This window comes from Bacillus sp. JZ105, from assembly GCF_053903125.1.
The window spans coordinates 599,784-615,918 of record NZ_CP096387.1; the positions used below are offsets into that span (position 1 = coordinate 599,784).

Here is a 16,135-nt window from a genome sequence, read left to right on the forward strand (position 1 = left end):
ACATTCTCTCCATCAGGTTTGGTGGCGATAGCGAAGAGGTCACACCCGTTCCCATACCGAACACGGAAGTTAAGCTCTTCAGCGCCGATGGTAGTTGGGGGTTTCCCCCTGTGAGAGTAGGACGCCGCCAAGCTTGTTATCTTTATATCATCGCGGGGTGGAGCAGTTCGGTAGCTCGTCGGGCTCATAACCCGAAGGTCGCAGGTTCAAATCCTGCCCCCGCAACCAAAATGGTCCGGTAGTTCAGTTGGTTAGAATGCCTGCCTGTCACGCAGGAGGTCGCGGGTTCGAGTCCCGTCCGGACCGCCATTTTTATGACTTGTAAACGAAAACGTATAGTTTCGTTTTTTTTTATGTCTTTTTCTTTCTAGAAGTACCCAAGATGCAATGAATGATATGTGTTTGGCTACACTATAAGAAAGAAAAGATAGATTATTTCAACTCAGCCTGGTTTTTTCACACCAGGCTTTCTTTATATCATTTTTAGTTGGAACTGAGACTTATATTCGCTACACTAATACTAAATGTGTTTGACCTCATGTCTATTTAACCAATTGATTGCAAGAAGGGGCTGTCTTTTTATGGATGAATTTGATCTTATTCGCCGAATCACACCAAAAGATACATATCAGCGCTCTTTGATCATGGGCATCGGTGATGATGCAAGTGTTTATCAACCTCATTCACATTGTGAAGAGGTCGTTTGTGTTGATACAATGGTGGAGCATGTTCATTTTCGTTTTGACTTTTCAACACCATTTGAAGTTGGCTTTAAAGCACTGGCAGTCAATGTCAGTGACATCGCTGCAATGGGAGGGACCCCAAAATATTATCTTGTTTCAATTGCGATCCCGCCTCATGGTGATGAGACAATTATTACGGAGCTTTACGAGGGAATGAAAGCGTTGGCTGACTCTTATCATATGGATTTGATTGGTGGAGATACAGTGGCCACCCGCAGTGACTTTGTCATTACCGTGACGGTCATTGGTGAGGTTTCAAAGGGAACAGCTTGTTATCGTCACAGTGCTCAGATTGGGGACGTCGTCTTTGTCACGGGTGAACTCGGTTCATCAGCTGCTGGGTTATCAATCTTAATGAACGAAGCAGCCCCTTCTAAGGCGGTCGATGCTGATTTTTTTCTTAAGCGTCATAAAATGCCTCAGCCTCATATTGCTGCTGGACACATTTGTTCAAGTTTCCCGCGTGTTACCTTGAATGATGTGAGTGATGGATTAGCGAGTGAGTTGAATGAGATAGCCGAAGCGAGCTGTGTGATGATCGAGATAGAAGCTGATAAGCTTCCAATTCATCCAGATTTACAGGTGCTGCGCAAAGACTGGCTTGAATGGGTGTTGTTTGGGGGAGAAGATTTTGTTTTAACTGGTACGATACCAGAATGTGATTGGGAAAGCTTTGAATCGCAATGTCAAAAAGAAGGCATTCAGATCACACGTATTGGACAAGTCAAAGATGATCAAGCAGCCAGTGTTATGTTAAAAGACAATGATCAACAAACAATGTTAATGAAAAAAGGATATAATCATTTTAAGAAATGAGGTGACATCAACGGTGAAATTAACATGGACGACAAAAGGTGCGGATGAGACGAAACGAATTGCCGCTGCATTGGCCAAACTTGTGATGCCAGGCGATGTATTGACATTAGAAGGAGATTTAGGTGCAGGTAAAACCACTTTTTCAAAAGGTTTTGCGGAAGGCTTAGGAATTACCCGTATCGTCAACAGCCCCACCTTTACAATTATTAAAGAATATACCGATGGCAGACTGCCACTTTATCATATGGACGTGTACCGCATGGAAGATGCAGAAGAAGAGATCGGCCTCGAAGAATATTTTGAGGGTGAAGGTGTATGCTTGGTTGAATGGGCACATCTGATTGAACCTCAATTGCCTTCTTCCTATTTAAAAATTGAAATGCTGAGAACAGAACGTGAAGAAGAACGGCATCTCACGTTTGATGCAAAAGGGGAGCGTTATGAGACCCTTTGTAAGGAGATGAAAGAATTTGACCATACTGGCCATTGATACATCAAACCATACTCTAGGAATTGCTCTTGTAAGAGACTTCACTGTGATTGGGGAGAGCATTACGTATTTAAAAAAGAACCATTCCGTCCGAGCGATGCCTACTGTTGAAGCATTGATGAAAGAATGTGGTGTATCACCAAGCGAACTAAGCAAAATCGTTGTAGCAAAAGGACCTGGTTCTTACACTGGCGTCAGAATCGGTGTTACCATCGCAAAAACACTTGCGTGGACGCTGTCTATCCCGATATCAGCTGTTTCGAGTTTAGAAACACTTGCGGCAAATGGCCAATATTTTGATGGATATATCTCACCTTTATTTGATGCGAGAAGAGGCCAAGTTTATACCGGACTATATATGTTTGAAAAGGGTAAGATCAAAGAGGTAGAACCAGATCAAAATATCCTGCTCACGGATTGGCTTCATGAACTGAAGCAGACAGGAAAGCCTGTTCTATTTCTTGGACAAGATGTGCATCTTCATGAAGAGAGCATTCGCTCCATTTTAGGAGAAACGGCTGTACTGGCAGAGGGGACATTCCATAACCCAAGACCTTCAGTGCTTGCATTTTTAGGCGCAGATCGTCCTGCTGAAGATGTCCATCAGCTTGTTCCTAACTATATTCGTTTGGCAGAAGCGGAAGTGAAATGGCTTGAAGGACAAAAATAATCTTCACATAGCAGAGATACGACAAATGACAGTAGCGGATATTCCAGAGGTGTATACGATTGAAGTGCATTCGTTTACAGCGCCTTGGAAAAAGGAATCGTTTGTCTATGAGATTCTCCATAACCAATACAGCCATTATTTCCTCATTGAGGAAGATAAGCAGCCTGTTGGGTATTGCGGGGTCTGGATTGTCATGGACGATGCACAAATTACGAACATTGCGATTCTCCCTGAGCATAGAGGAAAAGGCTACGGGGAAGCATTGCTTCGATATGTCATGGAATTTTGCAAAGAAAAAAAGACAGATCATCTTTCTTTAGAGGTGCGGGTTTCGAATACACCAGCACAATCCCTCTATGAAAAGCTCGGTTTCAGACCAGCTTCTATTCGAAAGAATTATTATACGGATAATGGAGAAGATGCATTAGTCATGTGGGTGAATATAAATGAGTGAACAAACAGATCGATTCATATTAGGTATAGAAACAAGCTGCGATGAAACAGCTGCGTCCATTGTCAAAAATGGAAAGGAAATCGTGGCGAATGTGGTCGCCTCGCAAATAGACAGTCATAAACGATTTGGCGGAGTTGTACCCGAAATTGCTTCAAGGCATCACGTGGAGCAAGTCACCATCGTATTAGAAGAAGTGATGGCACAGGCGGGTATGAGCTTTAAGGATTTAGATGCGATTGCTGTCACAGAAGGACCTGGCCTCGTGGGTGCTTTGCTGATTGGTGTCAATGCAGCAAAGGCACTGAGCTTTGCCCATCAAATTCCTCTTGTTGGTGTTCATCATATTGCAGGGCATATTTATGCAAACCAGCTTGTTGATGAATTGGAGTTCCCATGTTTAGCTCTTGTTGTCTCCGGCGGACATACTGAGCTTGTTTTAATGAAGGAACATGGATCTTTTGAGGTCATCGGAGAAACTTTAGATGATGCAGCTGGAGAAGCGTACGATAAAGTGGCCCGGACGATGGGTCTCCCGTACCCAGGCGGACCTCATATTGATCGGTTAGCACATGAAGGAGAGCCGACAATTAAGCTTCCTCGTGCATGGCTTGAAGAAGGGTCTTATCACTTTAGCTTCAGTGGTTTAAAATCAGCTGTGATCAATACCTTACACAATGCGTCACAAAAGGGAGAAACGATTGCCCCAGAGAATTTGGCCGCAAGTTTTCAAGCAAGCGTCATTGAGGTGCTTGTTGGGAAAACATTGAAAGCGGCTGAAGCCTATGGCGTGAAGCAGGTCGTTCTAGCTGGAGGAGTCGCTGCCAATAAAGGACTAAGAAAAGCTTTAACCTCAGCATTTACGAAGCTGCCAGAAGTGAAAGTCATTATTCCGCCATTATCTCTTTGCACAGACAATGCAGCCATGATCGCTGCCGCTGGAACCATTGCGTTTGAAAAAGGAATCAGAGGCGATATGGCGATGAATGGCCAGCCAGGATTGCCGCTTGTCTCATATGAATGAAAACTCCTGTGGATGACAGGGGTTTTTATTTTTTTATGAAAGCGATTTATTCACATGTAAACGTTATATATCCACAATTGTTAGAAAATTTCGTTTTAAAATGAAGAGGGTGTGTATAAACACGATCTTTTTTGTGGATATGTGATTAAAACTCTGTGGATAAAGTGGATAAGTCTAATGTATTTAAGAATAATCAAGAAGTTATTGTGGGTATCATTGTGGATAATGAATTTTCTTTGAAAGAAAAAAGAGTACCTTTTAAGGCACTCTTTAAGCTTCTGACAGCTCTTCCCACTCCGCAAAAAGTGATTCCAGCTCTTGATTGAGCGTATCATTTTCTGTCTGAATGGCTTGGACCTTCTCGTGATCTTGAAAAATATCAGGATCACATAGCAGCTCTTCATTTTCACCGAGCTTGTCTTCGACGACAGCAATGCGTTCTTCAATTTCTTCGATTCTGCGCTGCTTTTGTCTTTCTTTCTTTTTCAGTTCTTTTTCTTCCGCATAAGAAAGCTTTGCCTTTTCTGCTGGCTGTGCAGCTTGTTTTTTAAGCGGCTCATTTTCTTGAAGTGCTTCCAGCTCTAATTGTTCATTTTTCTTTTCAAGATAGTAGTCATAATCACCGAGATATTCTCTTGTTTCTGTAGGCGACAGCTCAAATACTTTCGTAGCAAGACGATTGATAAAATAACGATCATGCGAAACAAATAAGATGGTTCCTGGATAATCGATTAGTGCATTCTCTAAAATTTCCTTACTATCTAAGTCCAGATGGTTTGTCGGTTCATCGAGAATAAGAAAATTGGCTTTTTGGAGCATCAGCTTTGCCAGTGCAAGGCGTGCTTTTTCTCCACCGCTTAATGCATGGACAGGCTTTAAAACGTCATCACCGGAAAAAAGGAAGTTTCCTAAACATGTCCGAATTTCTTTTTCATTCATATGAGGATAGTCATCCCAAAGCTCATTGAGCACTTTTTTCGAGGATGTCAGTTTGGCTTGCTCTTGGTCATAGTAGCCGATCGTGACATGAGATCCAAAAGTGATGTCGCCTTTTACTGGTGTTAATGTGTTCGTTAACGTTTTTAAAAGGGTTGATTTCCCGATCCCGTTAGGACCAATGAGTGCCACACTATCCTCGCGTTTAATCTGAAAAGAAAGAGAGGATAGGAGCGGTGTTTTTTCATCATAACGAATATCGAGGTCATGCACCTTGAGTACATCATTGCCGCTTTGTCTCGTAATATCAAAATGGAAGTTTGCGGATTTTTCATCACCTAAAGGCTTATCTAAACGATCCATTCGTTCGAGCTGCTTGCGTCTGCTTTGAGCGCGCTTTGTGGTTGAAGCTCTTGCTAGGTTGCGATCCACGAAATCCTGAAGCTTTGAGATCTCTTCTTGCTGCTTTTCGTATAGTTTCATATCCCGCTCGAGCTGCTCTGCTTTCAGCTCAAGATACTTACTATAGTTCCCTGCAAACTTTTTCATCGAAGTTCTTGAGACTTCATAGACGTGGTTTACGACTTTGTCTAAGAAATAGCGGTCATGGGACACGATGAGAATGGCACCTGTATAATTTTGCAAATACTGCTCCAGCCATGATAAGGTATCAATATCTAAATGGTTGGTCGGCTCATCCAGAATTAAGAGTTCTGGTTTCATTAATAAGAGCTTTCCAAGCGCTAGACGGGTTTTCTGACCGCCGCTTAAGGATTGGACGGTTGTCTCATCTTCAAAATGACTAAAGCCGAGTCCATGTAGAATGGAGCGGACATCTGCTTCATATTGATAGCCGCCTTGATCTTTAAATTCCTGCTGCAGCCTGTCATAGGTTTTCATCAAGACATCCAGCTCAGAACCTGTGGAAGAAGCCATTTTCTCCTCAATGGTTCTCATTTCTTGTTCCATCTCTTTTAAATGATCAAAAACCGATAATAATTCGTCCTTTAACGTACGTGTAGACGTTACATCGGTATGCTGTGCTAAATAGCCGATCGATAGGTCTTTTGGTTTGATGATCTCACCTTGCTCGTAAGACATTTGACCGGCAATGATTTTCAAAAGCGTGGATTTGCCTGCGCCGTTACGACCTACAATGGCAATGCGATCCCTTGCTTTGACTTCCAATTTTATATTCGTTAAAACGGTATCAGCGCCAAACGATTTGGACAGCTGATTCACTTGTAGAATCATCATGTAACTTCACCTCTGCTATAATATGTTAAGTGTAGCTTATCAGCAGTAAACCGGCAAATGTTACATACAATCGCCATATTCAAATGAAAGACAGATAGGAAAAAATAGTGTATCATTTGAGTGAGGGAGCGTTGAAAGATGAGTCAATTTAGCCACTTTAACGAACAGGGAAGAGCAAAGATGGTCGACATTAGTGACAAATCGTCTACAGTGAGAACCGCCGTTGCTGTTTCAAGCGTTCGTATGATAAAAGAAGTGTTTCATAAAATAGAGCAACGTGAAATTGGAAAAGGAGATGTGCTGTCTGTTGCACAGGTTGCTGGCATCATGGCAGCAAAGCAAACATCTACCATCATTCCAATGTGTCATCCGCTTGCATTAAAAGGCGTGGATATCTCCTTTGATTGGGAGGAAGACGGAAATGCGCACATCCTGAACATACAAGTACAGGTAAAAACAAAAGGAAGTACGGGTGTGGAGATGGAAGCGCTCACTTCTGCTTCAGTATGTGCACTGACCGTTTACGACATGTGCAAAGCGATTGATAAAGGCATGATCATCGGTCCTACCTATCTAATTGAAAAGACAGGCGGGAAAAACGGTGATTTTCACAGAGCATCTGATATTTAAGTTGGAGGACCTTATATGAATATAGATCAGTCAAAAATTCCACAAGCGACAGCCAAACGTTTGCCGCTATACTACCGTTTTTTAAAAAATCTGCATGCATCAGGAAAACAAAGGGTGTCATCAGCAGAGCTTAGTGATGCAGTCAAAGTGGATTCTGCTACCATTCGCCGAGATTTTTCGTACTTTGGTGCACTTGGGAAAAAAGGGTACGGCTATAATGTCGATTATCTCTTGACCTTCTTCAGAAAGACCCTTGACCAAGATGAAATGACCAATGTCATGCTCATCGGTGTCGGGAATTTAGGGACTGCCTTTTTACACTATAATTTCATAAAAAATAATAATACAAAAATTTCAATGGCTTTTGACGTCAATGAGAGTAAAATAGGAAGTGAGATAGGCGGCGTGCCTGTCTATGATTTGGATAAGCTTGAAGAGCATGTTCAAGAGGTAGGAGATATCCCTGTTGCAATTTTGACAGTACCTGCCGTAGCAGCTCAATCCATTACAGATCGTTTGATTGCCCTTGGCATCAAAGGAATCCTTAACTTTACGCCGGCTCGATTGAATGTGCCGGAACACATTCGAATTCATCATATAGATTTGGCGGTTGAACTTCAGTCTCTTGTGTATTTCTTAAAGCATTACTCTGTTACGCAGGAGGACTGACGAAAAGGGGTAAAGGGGGTGGAGCAAATGGGTCCGATCGGTCCTGGGAGTTTGATTCTGATTGCGATTGTAGCGCTCATTATTTTTGGGCCGAAAAAGCTTCCTGAATTAGGAAGAGCAGCAGGAGATACATTACGTGAATTCAAAAATGCCACAAAAGGCTTAGCTGATGATCAGGAAGAAAAAAAGAAAAAAGAAGATCAGTAGAATAGGATGAGCTTCATGAATGTCAAAGATATGCCGCTTATGGAGCATATTGTGGAACTGCGAAAACGTTTAGTGATCATTGCGATGTTTTTTGTCGCCTTTATGGTGGCTGGTTTTTTTCTCGCTAAGCCGGTCATTGTGTATTTACAAAATACCGATGAAGCGGCAACACTCACGCTGAACGCATTTAAGCTTACAGATCCACTGTACGTGTTTATGCAGTTCGCATTTGTCATTGCTTTGGTTTTGACGTGTCCCGTTATTTTATATCAGCTGTGGGCGTTTGTGAGTCCAGGCTTATATGAGAAAGAAAGAAAGGTGACACTTGCTTACATTCCGATTGCACTGCTTTTATTTTTGAGCGGTGTGGCTTTCTCTTATTTTATTTTGTTTCCGTTTGTCGTCGACTTTATGATGCGAATGTCGAATGATTTAAATGTAGAGCAAGTCATTGGGATTCATGAGTATTTTACATTTCTGATGCAGTTAACACTTCCATTTGGCTTTTTGTTTCAGATGCCCGTCGTGTTGATGTTTCTCACAAGACTTGGCATCATCACACCGATGTTTTTATCAAAAATACGGAAGTATGCCTATTTTGTCCTCCTTGTCATTGCCGCACTCATTACACCGCCAGAGCTTGTTTCTCACCTCATGGTCACCTTGCCAATGCTCGTTTTATACGAAGTGAGCATTATCATTTCAAGAGTGACCTACCGCAAAATGCAGCAAATAGAGGAGAAAGAAAGTCATTATGTCTCATAAAAAAGCATCATGATCCAATGAGGATCACGATGCTTTTTCTATTGTGAAAGAAATTGATCGATCGCATGAAAGAGGTGCTCATAATAGGCGTGCTCATGCTGGACAAAATCATGAACACCCACTTCGATGCTTTCCTCACGTCGTTCTTCGTTTGCATCAACTTGAAAGCCCTCGATTCGAATTCTTTCACATGTTCCTGTTAACAGCTGCTGTGCATCAAGCAGCTTGGCTCTGTACAGACCAGCGACTTCTTCTTTCTGTAGATAAACTTCCATGTGCTTTTCTTGATACATATAAAGGTAAACATGGCAGAACTCACGGTCGATGAACGAAGGCATATGGATTTCATCCTGTATGACACCTGAAAAGGTAAGGTCCTCAAAAGGGATGGAAAGACCAAGCTCTTCTTCTACCTCTCTTAAGCCATCAGAAGGCTGTTCATCTGCGAGAAGATGGCCCGCTGCGGTGATATCAAACAAAGAAGGAAAATCCTTTTTTGCGGGACTTCTTAGCTGAAAATAGAGATATACGGTGCCATGCTCTTTTTTAAGAAGCCAAAAATGAAATGTTTCATGCCAAAGACCTTGGGCGTGGACATCTGAACGAGCGGCAGCTCCAATCGTTTCATGCTGATCATTGAAGATGCGAAGTTTTTCATGTTCCATAAAGATACATCCTCCATAAAAAAACCATTTTCCAACCGCGGAAAATGGTTTTTGATTTATTTTTGCTGCTGTTTTTTGAGTTTGACAGAGAAGGCAAACATTTTAAGCGCGATATTGATATTATAGGCCGCAAACACCATCAGCAAAATGCTGTAAAATGACCACATGTCACCTGGGTTTTGAATGGCCATATAGGTGAAAGCGACACCTACGGCAAAATAAATGATGCCCCATACGACTGGGTTTCTCATGAGAAAAAGCCTCCAATAATCATTTGCATGGTTTGAGATTGTTCTTCAATCATTTTTTTCACTGGCTCAATCTGCACAAGAACAACAAGTGAATTCATCAGCATATGAGCGCCGATTGGAACAATGATTCGTTTTGTTTTCGCATATAAAAAGGCAAAGGTAAAGCCCATTGCGGTATAGAGCAAGATATGGGGAAAATCATAGTGTACAGCAGCGAAAACCACTGAACTGGCAAGTGCTCCAATGAAGAAATTCGTTTTTTCATAAATCACACCAAAGATGATTTTACGGAAAATGATTTCCTCTAAGATTGGACCAATCAGGGCGATGACGATCACAAGCCAAGGAACGGCATCCATAATGGATAAAATGGTTTGCGTATTTTCTGACTCACGGCCAATGCCGAATGCATATTGTTCAATCGCCCCCGCAATCGATTGTGCAAAGAGAGAAAGAAAGAAACCGCCAATGATCCATGCGATAGCAGAACCGATTGAAACTGGCGCTTCATTTCGCAGTGAAGCTTTTGGGACGGTTCGAAGGATGAGCAGAATAATGATCAATCCGATACAAAAACTGATGATTGTCCACGTTCCTGATAATTTTGAAAGCTCTGTTTGAGTCATCGGTGATTGAATGAATCCCAGCCATTTCATAATGAGCACATAAGGAAACGCAGAAACCTGCACCAATATATACGTTAAGATGATGTACCAATATTGTTTTTTCAAGTAACGAAAACCCCTTTACTAAAAGAACTAGATTTATTGTAACACAAGTCTCCTTTTTCGATGAAAAGGAAAGAATCTGAGACCAAAAAAGATCGTGAAAGCGTAAAAATTTTTAAAGGTTTTCACTTGAAATTGCAGAAGACATTCTTTATTATAATAAATGTGTTAGCACTCGCTGGTGATGAGTGCTAAAAAAGACTACATATAAAAATTGAGGAGGTTGTTTCTTATGTTAAAGCCATTAGGCGATCGCGTAATCATTGAACTCGTTGAATCTGAGGAAAAAACCGCTAGCGGTATTGTTTTACCGGATTCTGCAAAAGAAAAACCGCAAGAAGGTAAAATTGTTGCAGCAGGTTCAGGGCGTGTACTTGAAAGTGGTGAGCGCGTTGCGTTAGAAGTAAGCACAGGCGACCGCATTATCTTCTCAAAATATGCAGGCACTGAAGTGAAATATGAAGGCAAAGAATATTTAATCCTTCGTGAGAGCGACATTTTAGCTGTTATTGGTTAATCACATAAAAAACATTGAGATAAATTTTTAAAAAGACTGAGGAGGTTTCGTTATTATGGCAAAAGATATTAAGTTCAGTGAAGAAGCACGTCGCGCGATGTTACGCGGTGTAGATGCACTTGCAGATGCTGTAAAAGTAACTTTAGGACCTAAAGGACGTAACGTGGTTCTTGAGAAAAAATTCGGTTCTCCACTTATCACAAATGATGGTGTAACGATCGCAAAAGAAATCGAATTAGAAGATGCATTTGAAAACATGGGTGCAAAACTTGTGGCTGAAGTTGCAAGCAAAACAAACGACGTAGCTGGTGACGGTACTACGACTGCAACAGTTCTAGCTCAAGCGATGATCCGTGAAGGTCTGAAAAACGTAACAGCTGGTGCAAACCCTGTTGGCGTGCGTAAAGGGATTGAAGAAGCAGTGAAAGTAGCACTTGAAGGCTTGCACGAGATTTCTAAACCAATCGAAGGCAAAGAATCAATTGCTCAAGTTGCGGCGATTTCTGCAGCAGATGAAGAAGTCGGCAGCCTAATCGCAGAAGCAATGGAGCGTGTAGGTAACGACGGTGTCATCACTATCGAAGAATCTAAAGGATTCACAACTGAGCTTGAAGTGGTTGAAGGTATGCAGTTTGACCGCGGATATGCTTCACCATACATGGTGACAGATTCTGATAAGATGGAAGCAGTTCTTGAAAATCCTTACATCTTAATCACAGATAAAAAGATCACAAACATTCAAGAAATCCTTCCTGTACTTGAGCAAGTTGTACAACAAGGAAAACCATTATTGCTTATTGCTGAAGATGTAGAAGGCGAAGCACTTGCAACTCTTGTTGTGAACAAACTTCGTGGTACATTCAACGCAGTAGCAGTAAAAGCACCTGGATTCGGTGATCGTCGTAAAGCAATGCTTGAAGACATCTCTGTTCTAACTGGCGGAGAATTAATCACAGAAGATCTAGGACTTGACCTGAAATCAACTGAAATCGGTCAGCTTGGCCGCGCGTCTAAAGTTGTTGTGACAAAAGAAAACACAACAATCGTAGAGGGCTCAGGAGATTCTGCTCAAATCGCAGCACGTGTGAACCAAATCCGTGCTCAAGTAGAAGAAACAACTTCTGAATTCGATAAAGAAAAATTACAAGAACGTCTTGCAAAACTAGCTGGCGGCGTCGCTGTCATCAAAGTTGGTGCTGCAACTGAAACAGAACTAAAAGAGCGTAAACTACGCATCGAGGATGCACTGAACTCAACTCGTGCAGCAGTTGAAGAAGGTATTGTATCCGGTGGTGGTACAGCACTTGTGAATGTATACAACAAAGTCGCTTCAATCGAAGCAGATGGTGACGTTCAAACAGGTGTAAACATCGTTCTACGTTCTCTTGAAGAGCCAATTCGTCAAATCGCTCACAACGCAGGTCTTGAAGGATCCGTTATCGTTGAGCGCTTGAAAAACGAAGAAATTGGCGTAGGCTTCAACGCAGCAACAAACGAATGGGTAAACATGATCGAAAAAGGAATCGTTGACCCAACAAAAGTAACTCGCTCTGCACTTCAAAACGCAGCTTCTGTAGCAGCAATGCTTCTAACAACTGAAGCAGTCGTTGCTGACAAACCAGAAGAAGGCGGCTCAGGCGGCGGAATGCCGGATATGGGCGGCATGGGCGGCATGGGTGGAATGATGTAATCAAACGGCGGAAACCCTTGTTATACCAAGGGTTTGACCGTTGATTTCATCTGAAATGCTCGAAAAAATAACATTTTGATAACATTTCTTCATGAAATCCCGATATTGAGGATGTTTCCGAAAGTCTTCTGGACTTTTTGCGAAGCATCCTCTTTCATTTTTTCAGTAACGTGTGTGTAAATTCTCATTGTGGTTTTCATATCATCATGACCAACTCTTTTCATGATCGTTGTAATGTCTACCCGGGCTTCGGTCAACATGCTGATATGTGTGTGTCTGAAAATATGAGGTGTTGCATGCTTCCTAATAGATGTTTTCTCGAGTAACCTTTCCATACGCACAATGATATTTTTAGGCAGGAATGGATATCCATTTTCTCTCGCAAAAACAAAATTTCCATCATGGTATTCCTCTGGCTTTATGCGTGACTGAAGCCTTCTTTTTTTCTGTCGCAATAGAGCTTGAGAATCAAATCAAGCAAGAATTGAAAGATGCATAGCGTCAGTAACAGCATTCATTGCTTTACTCACATCTTTAAGGAGGTGATTAAAGAAATGGAGGAAACGATAGTGTTTATAAACTTTGAAACTTTGGATCTTGCAAGAACATATCTATTCGGCGGAGTGAAATTTCTGGACTTGCTCTTGCTGCTAAGTGTTATTGATGTGCTTACCGGTATCATCAAAGCGTGGAAATTTGGGAAGTTGCGCAGTCGCACGGCTTGGTTCGGTTACGTGCGAAAAATGCTTAGTTTTGTTGTCGTGATTGTGGCCAACATTATTGATCAGATTATGGGTTTAAATGGAGTGCTGACCTTTGGGACAGTGCTTTTTTACATTGCAAACGAAGGTCTTTCTATAGTAGAGAACCTTGCACAGATCGGCGTTAAAATTCCGGCTGCAATCACTGACAGGTTGCATGTGATTGAAAATGATAGTCAAAAAGAAGAATCAGAAAAGAAAGCTGCTGAATAATCGGCAGCTTTCTTTAATACTAAAATCAATTTTAAGGAGTAGATGAACAATGGTGAAAGTCATTCAAGACTTCATTCCGAGAAGTAATAAGAACCGCCCGGGCAACTATATGAAGCCTTTATATATTACTGTCCATAACACCGCTAACACAGCCAAAGGTGCGAACGCATCGAGTCACGCTAATTTTGTGAAACGCGCAAACACAGCGGTGAGCTGGCACTACACTGTGGACGAAAATGTCATCTATCAGCATTTGCCGTTAAACGAAAACGGATGGCATGCGGGAGACGGTCGGGGAACAGGTAACATGAAGTCAATTGGTATTGAAATTTGTGAAAATGCAGACGGCAATTTTGAGAAGGCAGTCGAGAACGCTCAATGGTTGATTCGCCAGCTGATGACAGAGCAAGGTATTTCACTTTCAAACGTTGTGCTGCATAAACATTGGAGTGGAAAAGAATGTCCTCGTAAGTTGCTTAATCGTTGGGACAGTTTCAAAGCAGGTATTGCAACTGCTCACACGGGTAAAAAGGCAACCGCGAAACCTGTAAAATCAGTACCAAAAAAAAGTACAGCTAAGCCTAAAACAACATTTAAAAAGGCATACAACCTACCTTCTGGCATTTTAAAAGTAACCAAGCCTTTGACGAAAGGGGCAGCCGTAAAAGCCTTACAGGAAGCGTTAGCCGCTCTTTTCTTCTATCCTGATAAGGGCGCGAAAAACAACGGGATTGATGGCTATTACGGGCCGAAAACAGCGGATGCGGTCAAACGATTCCAGCTCATGCAAGGGCTTTCTGCTGATGGCATATATGGACCAAAAACTAAAGCGAAGTTAGTTAAGCTATTAAAGTGATCAATACTATTAGAAGTAATTAGATTGCACTCTTAAACAAGAATAAAAAACAAGCAGAGACTCTATCACTGCTTGTTTTTTGAGATTAATTCAAAGGTTCTTGATTTCTATAAACATAACAAGTACCTTCTATTACATCCACACACTGATATTTTTCGAATGTACTTCTTCCTTCATCATTCGTCATATAAACGACAGCTTGTCTCGTTTTACTATTGTAATTAATTTGAGTTACTTTAAACTTGAATTCTTTGTTTCGAATAGGAATTAAATCATCTGGAGTTACTGCTGCACTTGCTGCTTGTGCCCCTGATATAAGTAAGACACCAGCAAGAGCAATATTCCCTACAGCTTTCCTAATTTTGATTTTCATTTAAAATTCCCCCTAAAGTAATATTTATTGGTCAATACAACCAAATACATCCAAATGTTAACATGAATAATGTGAGAGAAATGTAATTTATTGTCGAATTATAAAAATATTTTATTTTCTACCTAAACTATAGACATAAGTCTATAGTTATAGTATAATAAATATAGGAGGTGAGGAAATGCTAGACAACATGATAAAAGTCCTTCAAATCATCTTTTACGTTGCATCTATAGCGTGGATTGCCCAACAATCACACGACGCAAACAAAGATAATAAGAAGGACTAACAGTGGGGAAGCGAGTTAATCGCTCGCTTCTCAATATAATTATAACCAGTCTAGCATATAATATGAACCAAAAACAATTGATCTTCTTTATGATCCTCTTGAGTGCGGCTTCAATTGTAACGCGTTCAATATGGACAAATACTTTCACAACGGTAATCATGGCCGCTTTAATAATTGCAACGCTTTTTGTAATCATCAAAGATGTAGTAAGGAGCAGATAACATGGAATATCATTTGCAGAACCGGCAGCAGGTTGAGGACTTTATGAAAAACGAAGTCCTCACCTCTTTAGAAGCTCAGGAGATTTTAAACGTAAACAAGCAACGCATGAGTAAATTGCATACAGATGGTCGAGTAATCCCAATAAAAAAAGTGGGGAAAACTGTTTTATTCTTAAAGTCAGATATCGAGCAGCTGAAAAAAGATTTAGAAGAAGGGCGGAAGAAATACCGTCCTTATGAAAGTTGAAAAGGCATGTCTTACGATATCACTAGTTGGTAAGGGAGTATAAAACCAATTACCAATACTATATATAGTATGCTTTTCAAAATGACACAATATGTAGTGTTTTTGTTTGGTTAGAAAACAAGATGTAGTATTATATAATATGCTTTGAATTAAATCAAGCGAAAGTATTGATTATCAAGATCAAATAATCTAAAATTGAATTAGAGAAAGTTATGTAACAAGTTGAAAAAGTTCAATAATATGTAAGCTTTCTCTGTTTGAACATCCTTTATATTGGTTAAGATATTTGTAATCTAAGTTTATAGTTAAGGGGGTTGTAAAAATGTTTTGGGAGGAATTACGTTTATCAAGAGAACGTTGCGGATTGTCATTGGAAGAATTATCTGCCTTGTCCAGTGTATCTCAAGATACTATTGCGTGTTTAGAAGCTGAAACTGAAGAAGTAGATGAACAGCAATTAGAACAGTTGGCTAAGTCTCTAAATGTGTCCCCTGGATATTTATTAGGAATTGAACCAGCCCCTAGCGTTAATCAAAGTACTGAAGCCAGATTTAGAATTCAAGGAAAACAACGTACTGAATTAAATAAGGCAATTGAATTTGGACAGGATTTAATTGACAAGATTGAAGAACTTAAGTATTTAAGTCTAGTTGATTAATGTTGGTGGTA

Annotated in this window: 20 protein-coding genes, 2 tRNA genes, 1 rRNA gene and 1 pseudogene; 18 read left to right on the forward strand and 6 right to left on the reverse strand. The window is 40.9% G+C overall.

Features of this window, described 5'->3' with window-relative positions; translation table 11 throughout:
- Nucleotides 1–17: 17 nt before the first annotated feature.
- The 8 genes from rrf (at nucleotide 18) to tsaD (ending at nucleotide 4,194) form a co-directional block, all read left to right on the forward strand.
- Nucleotides 18–133 (forward strand): 5S ribosomal RNA (rrf, locus tag M1D81_RS02975).
- A gap of 18 nt (nucleotides 134–151) precedes the next feature.
- Nucleotides 152–228: transfer RNA gene (locus tag M1D81_RS02980), tRNA-Met, on the forward strand.
- Nucleotides 229–232: 4 nt separating this feature from the next.
- Nucleotides 233–309: transfer RNA gene (locus M1D81_RS02985), tRNA-Asp, on the forward strand.
- 272 nt (nucleotides 310–581) lie between these two features.
- Nucleotides 582–1,559, forward strand: coding sequence for a thiamine-phosphate kinase (gene thiL / locus M1D81_RS02990; protein ID WP_317222175.1), 978 nt, complete (start codon nucleotides 582–584; stop codon nucleotides 1,557–1,559).
- Between the two features lie 13 nt (nucleotides 1,560–1,572).
- Nucleotides 1,573–2,049, forward strand: coding sequence for a tRNA (adenosine(37)-N6)-threonylcarbamoyltransferase complex ATPase subunit type 1 TsaE (tsaE, locus tag M1D81_RS02995; RefSeq protein WP_044335667.1), 477 nt, complete (start codon nucleotides 1,573–1,575; stop codon nucleotides 2,047–2,049).
- Nucleotides 2,030–2,719 (forward strand): tRNA (adenosine(37)-N6)-threonylcarbamoyltransferase complex dimerization subunit type 1 TsaB, encoded by a 690-nt coding sequence (gene tsaB / locus M1D81_RS03000; protein WP_025092761.1) that lies wholly within the window; start codon nucleotides 2,030–2,032, stop codon nucleotides 2,717–2,719. Before tsaE ends, tsaB begins: the two co-directional genes overlap by 20 nt.
- Before the next feature lie 25 nt (nucleotides 2,720–2,744).
- Nucleotides 2,745–3,173, forward strand: coding sequence for a ribosomal protein S18-alanine N-acetyltransferase (rimI, locus tag M1D81_RS03005; protein WP_024424460.1), 429 nt, complete (start codon nucleotides 2,745–2,747; stop codon nucleotides 3,171–3,173).
- A complete protein-coding gene (gene tsaD, locus M1D81_RS03010) occupies nucleotides 3,166–4,194 on the forward strand; it encodes a tRNA (adenosine(37)-N6)-threonylcarbamoyltransferase complex transferase subunit TsaD (RefSeq protein ID WP_024426735.1) in 1,029 nt (342 codons plus the stop codon). Before rimI ends, tsaD begins: the two co-directional genes overlap by 8 nt.
- A 270-nt stretch (nucleotides 4,195–4,464) precedes the next feature.
- On the opposite strand, the gene M1D81_RS03015 is transcribed toward tsaD, so the two are convergent.
- Nucleotides 4,465–6,387 (reverse strand): ABC-F family ATP-binding cassette domain-containing protein, encoded by a 1,923-nt coding sequence (locus tag M1D81_RS03015; RefSeq protein WP_456265676.1) that lies wholly within the window; start codon nucleotides 6,385–6,387, stop codon nucleotides 4,465–4,467.
- A gap of 138 nt (nucleotides 6,388–6,525) precedes the next feature.
- Here M1D81_RS03015 and moaC point away from each other — a divergent pair, with 138 nt between their 5' ends.
- Genes moaC through tatC form a run of 4 tightly spaced genes read left to right on the forward strand, consistent with a single transcriptional unit; the run spans nucleotide 6,526 to nucleotide 8,658 of the window.
- The gene (gene moaC, locus M1D81_RS03020) at nucleotides 6,526–7,017 is read left to right on the forward strand and encodes a cyclic pyranopterin monophosphate synthase MoaC (RefSeq protein WP_025092758.1); all 492 of its coding nucleotides are present in this window, start codon (nucleotides 6,526–6,528) and stop codon (nucleotides 7,015–7,017) included.
- 15 nt (nucleotides 7,018–7,032) lie between these two features.
- Nucleotides 7,033–7,686, forward strand: a complete 654-nt coding sequence (locus M1D81_RS03025; RefSeq protein WP_008355687.1) for a redox-sensing transcriptional repressor Rex — start codon at nucleotides 7,033–7,035, stop codon at nucleotides 7,684–7,686.
- A 27-nt stretch (nucleotides 7,687–7,713) separates the two neighbouring features.
- Nucleotides 7,714–7,893: a twin-arginine translocase TatA/TatE family subunit gene (locus M1D81_RS03030; RefSeq protein ID WP_008355689.1), complete on the forward strand. Its 180-nt coding sequence runs from the start codon at nucleotides 7,714–7,716 to the stop codon at nucleotides 7,891–7,893.
- Nucleotides 7,894–7,899: 6 nt separating this feature from the next.
- Nucleotides 7,900–8,658, forward strand: a complete 759-nt coding sequence (gene tatC / locus M1D81_RS03035) for a twin-arginine translocase subunit TatC (protein ID WP_208945843.1) — start codon at nucleotides 7,900–7,902, stop codon at nucleotides 8,656–8,658.
- A gap of 38 nt (nucleotides 8,659–8,696) precedes the next feature.
- Here the strand turns inward: tatC and M1D81_RS03040 are convergent, their stop codons facing one another.
- From M1D81_RS03040 to M1D81_RS03050, 3 genes are read right to left on the reverse strand one after another with little or no spacing between them, the layout of a single operon-like run.
- On the reverse strand, nucleotides 8,697–9,323 hold the full coding sequence (locus tag M1D81_RS03040; protein WP_208945844.1) for an NUDIX hydrolase: 627 nt from the start codon (nucleotides 9,321–9,323) through the stop codon (nucleotides 8,697–8,699).
- Nucleotides 9,324–9,379: 56 nt separating this feature from the next.
- Nucleotides 9,380–9,574, reverse strand: a complete 195-nt coding sequence (locus M1D81_RS03045; protein WP_003213897.1) for a YdiK family protein — start codon at nucleotides 9,572–9,574, stop codon at nucleotides 9,380–9,382.
- Nucleotides 9,571–10,305, reverse strand: coding sequence for a CPBP family intramembrane glutamic endopeptidase (locus M1D81_RS03050; RefSeq protein ID WP_024424466.1), 735 nt, complete (start codon nucleotides 10,303–10,305; stop codon nucleotides 9,571–9,573). Before M1D81_RS03050 ends, M1D81_RS03045 begins: the two co-directional genes overlap by 4 nt.
- Nucleotides 10,306–10,534: 229 nt before the next feature.
- Between M1D81_RS03050 and groES the strand changes: the two genes are divergently transcribed.
- Nucleotides 10,535–10,819: a co-chaperone GroES gene (gene groES, locus M1D81_RS03055; protein WP_024426730.1), complete on the forward strand. Its 285-nt coding sequence runs from the start codon at nucleotides 10,535–10,537 to the stop codon at nucleotides 10,817–10,819.
- 55 nt (nucleotides 10,820–10,874) lie between these two features.
- Nucleotides 10,875–12,509, forward strand: coding sequence for a chaperonin GroEL (groL, locus tag M1D81_RS03060; protein WP_024424467.1), 1,635 nt, complete (start codon nucleotides 10,875–10,877; stop codon nucleotides 12,507–12,509).
- Nucleotides 12,510–12,598: 89 nt separating this feature from the next.
- Here groL and M1D81_RS03065 read toward each other — a convergent pair.
- A pseudogene (locus tag M1D81_RS03065) lies at nucleotides 12,599–12,961 on the reverse strand (tyrosine-type recombinase/integrase); the annotation flags it as partial.
- 102 nt (nucleotides 12,962–13,063) lie between these two features.
- Between M1D81_RS03065 and M1D81_RS03070 the strand changes: the two are divergent.
- Both M1D81_RS03070 and M1D81_RS03075 read left to right on the forward strand, forming a co-directional pair.
- The gene (locus M1D81_RS03070) at nucleotides 13,064–13,483 is read left to right on the forward strand and encodes a phage holin family protein (protein ID WP_269196187.1); all 420 of its coding nucleotides are present in this window, start codon (nucleotides 13,064–13,066) and stop codon (nucleotides 13,481–13,483) included.
- Nucleotides 13,484–13,532: 49 nt separating this feature from the next.
- The gene (locus M1D81_RS03075) at nucleotides 13,533–14,339 is read left to right on the forward strand and encodes a peptidoglycan recognition protein family protein (RefSeq protein WP_456265675.1); all 807 of its coding nucleotides are present in this window, start codon (nucleotides 13,533–13,535) and stop codon (nucleotides 14,337–14,339) included.
- 85 nt (nucleotides 14,340–14,424) lie between these two features.
- On the opposite strand, the gene M1D81_RS03080 is transcribed toward M1D81_RS03075, so the two are convergent.
- Nucleotides 14,425–14,712, reverse strand: coding sequence for a hypothetical protein (locus M1D81_RS03080; RefSeq protein ID WP_456265674.1), 288 nt, complete (start codon nucleotides 14,710–14,712; stop codon nucleotides 14,425–14,427).
- Nucleotides 14,713–15,220: 508 nt separating this feature from the next.
- Between M1D81_RS03080 and M1D81_RS03085 the strand changes: the two genes are divergently transcribed.
- A complete protein-coding gene (locus M1D81_RS03085) occupies nucleotides 15,221–15,466 on the forward strand; it encodes a DNA-binding protein (protein WP_456265673.1) in 246 nt (81 codons plus the stop codon).
- 322 nt (nucleotides 15,467–15,788) lie between these two features.
- The gene (locus tag M1D81_RS03090) at nucleotides 15,789–16,124 is read left to right on the forward strand and encodes a helix-turn-helix domain-containing protein (RefSeq protein WP_144474258.1); all 336 of its coding nucleotides are present in this window, start codon (nucleotides 15,789–15,791) and stop codon (nucleotides 16,122–16,124) included.
- The last annotated feature ends 11 nt before the right edge of the window (nucleotides 16,125–16,135 follow it).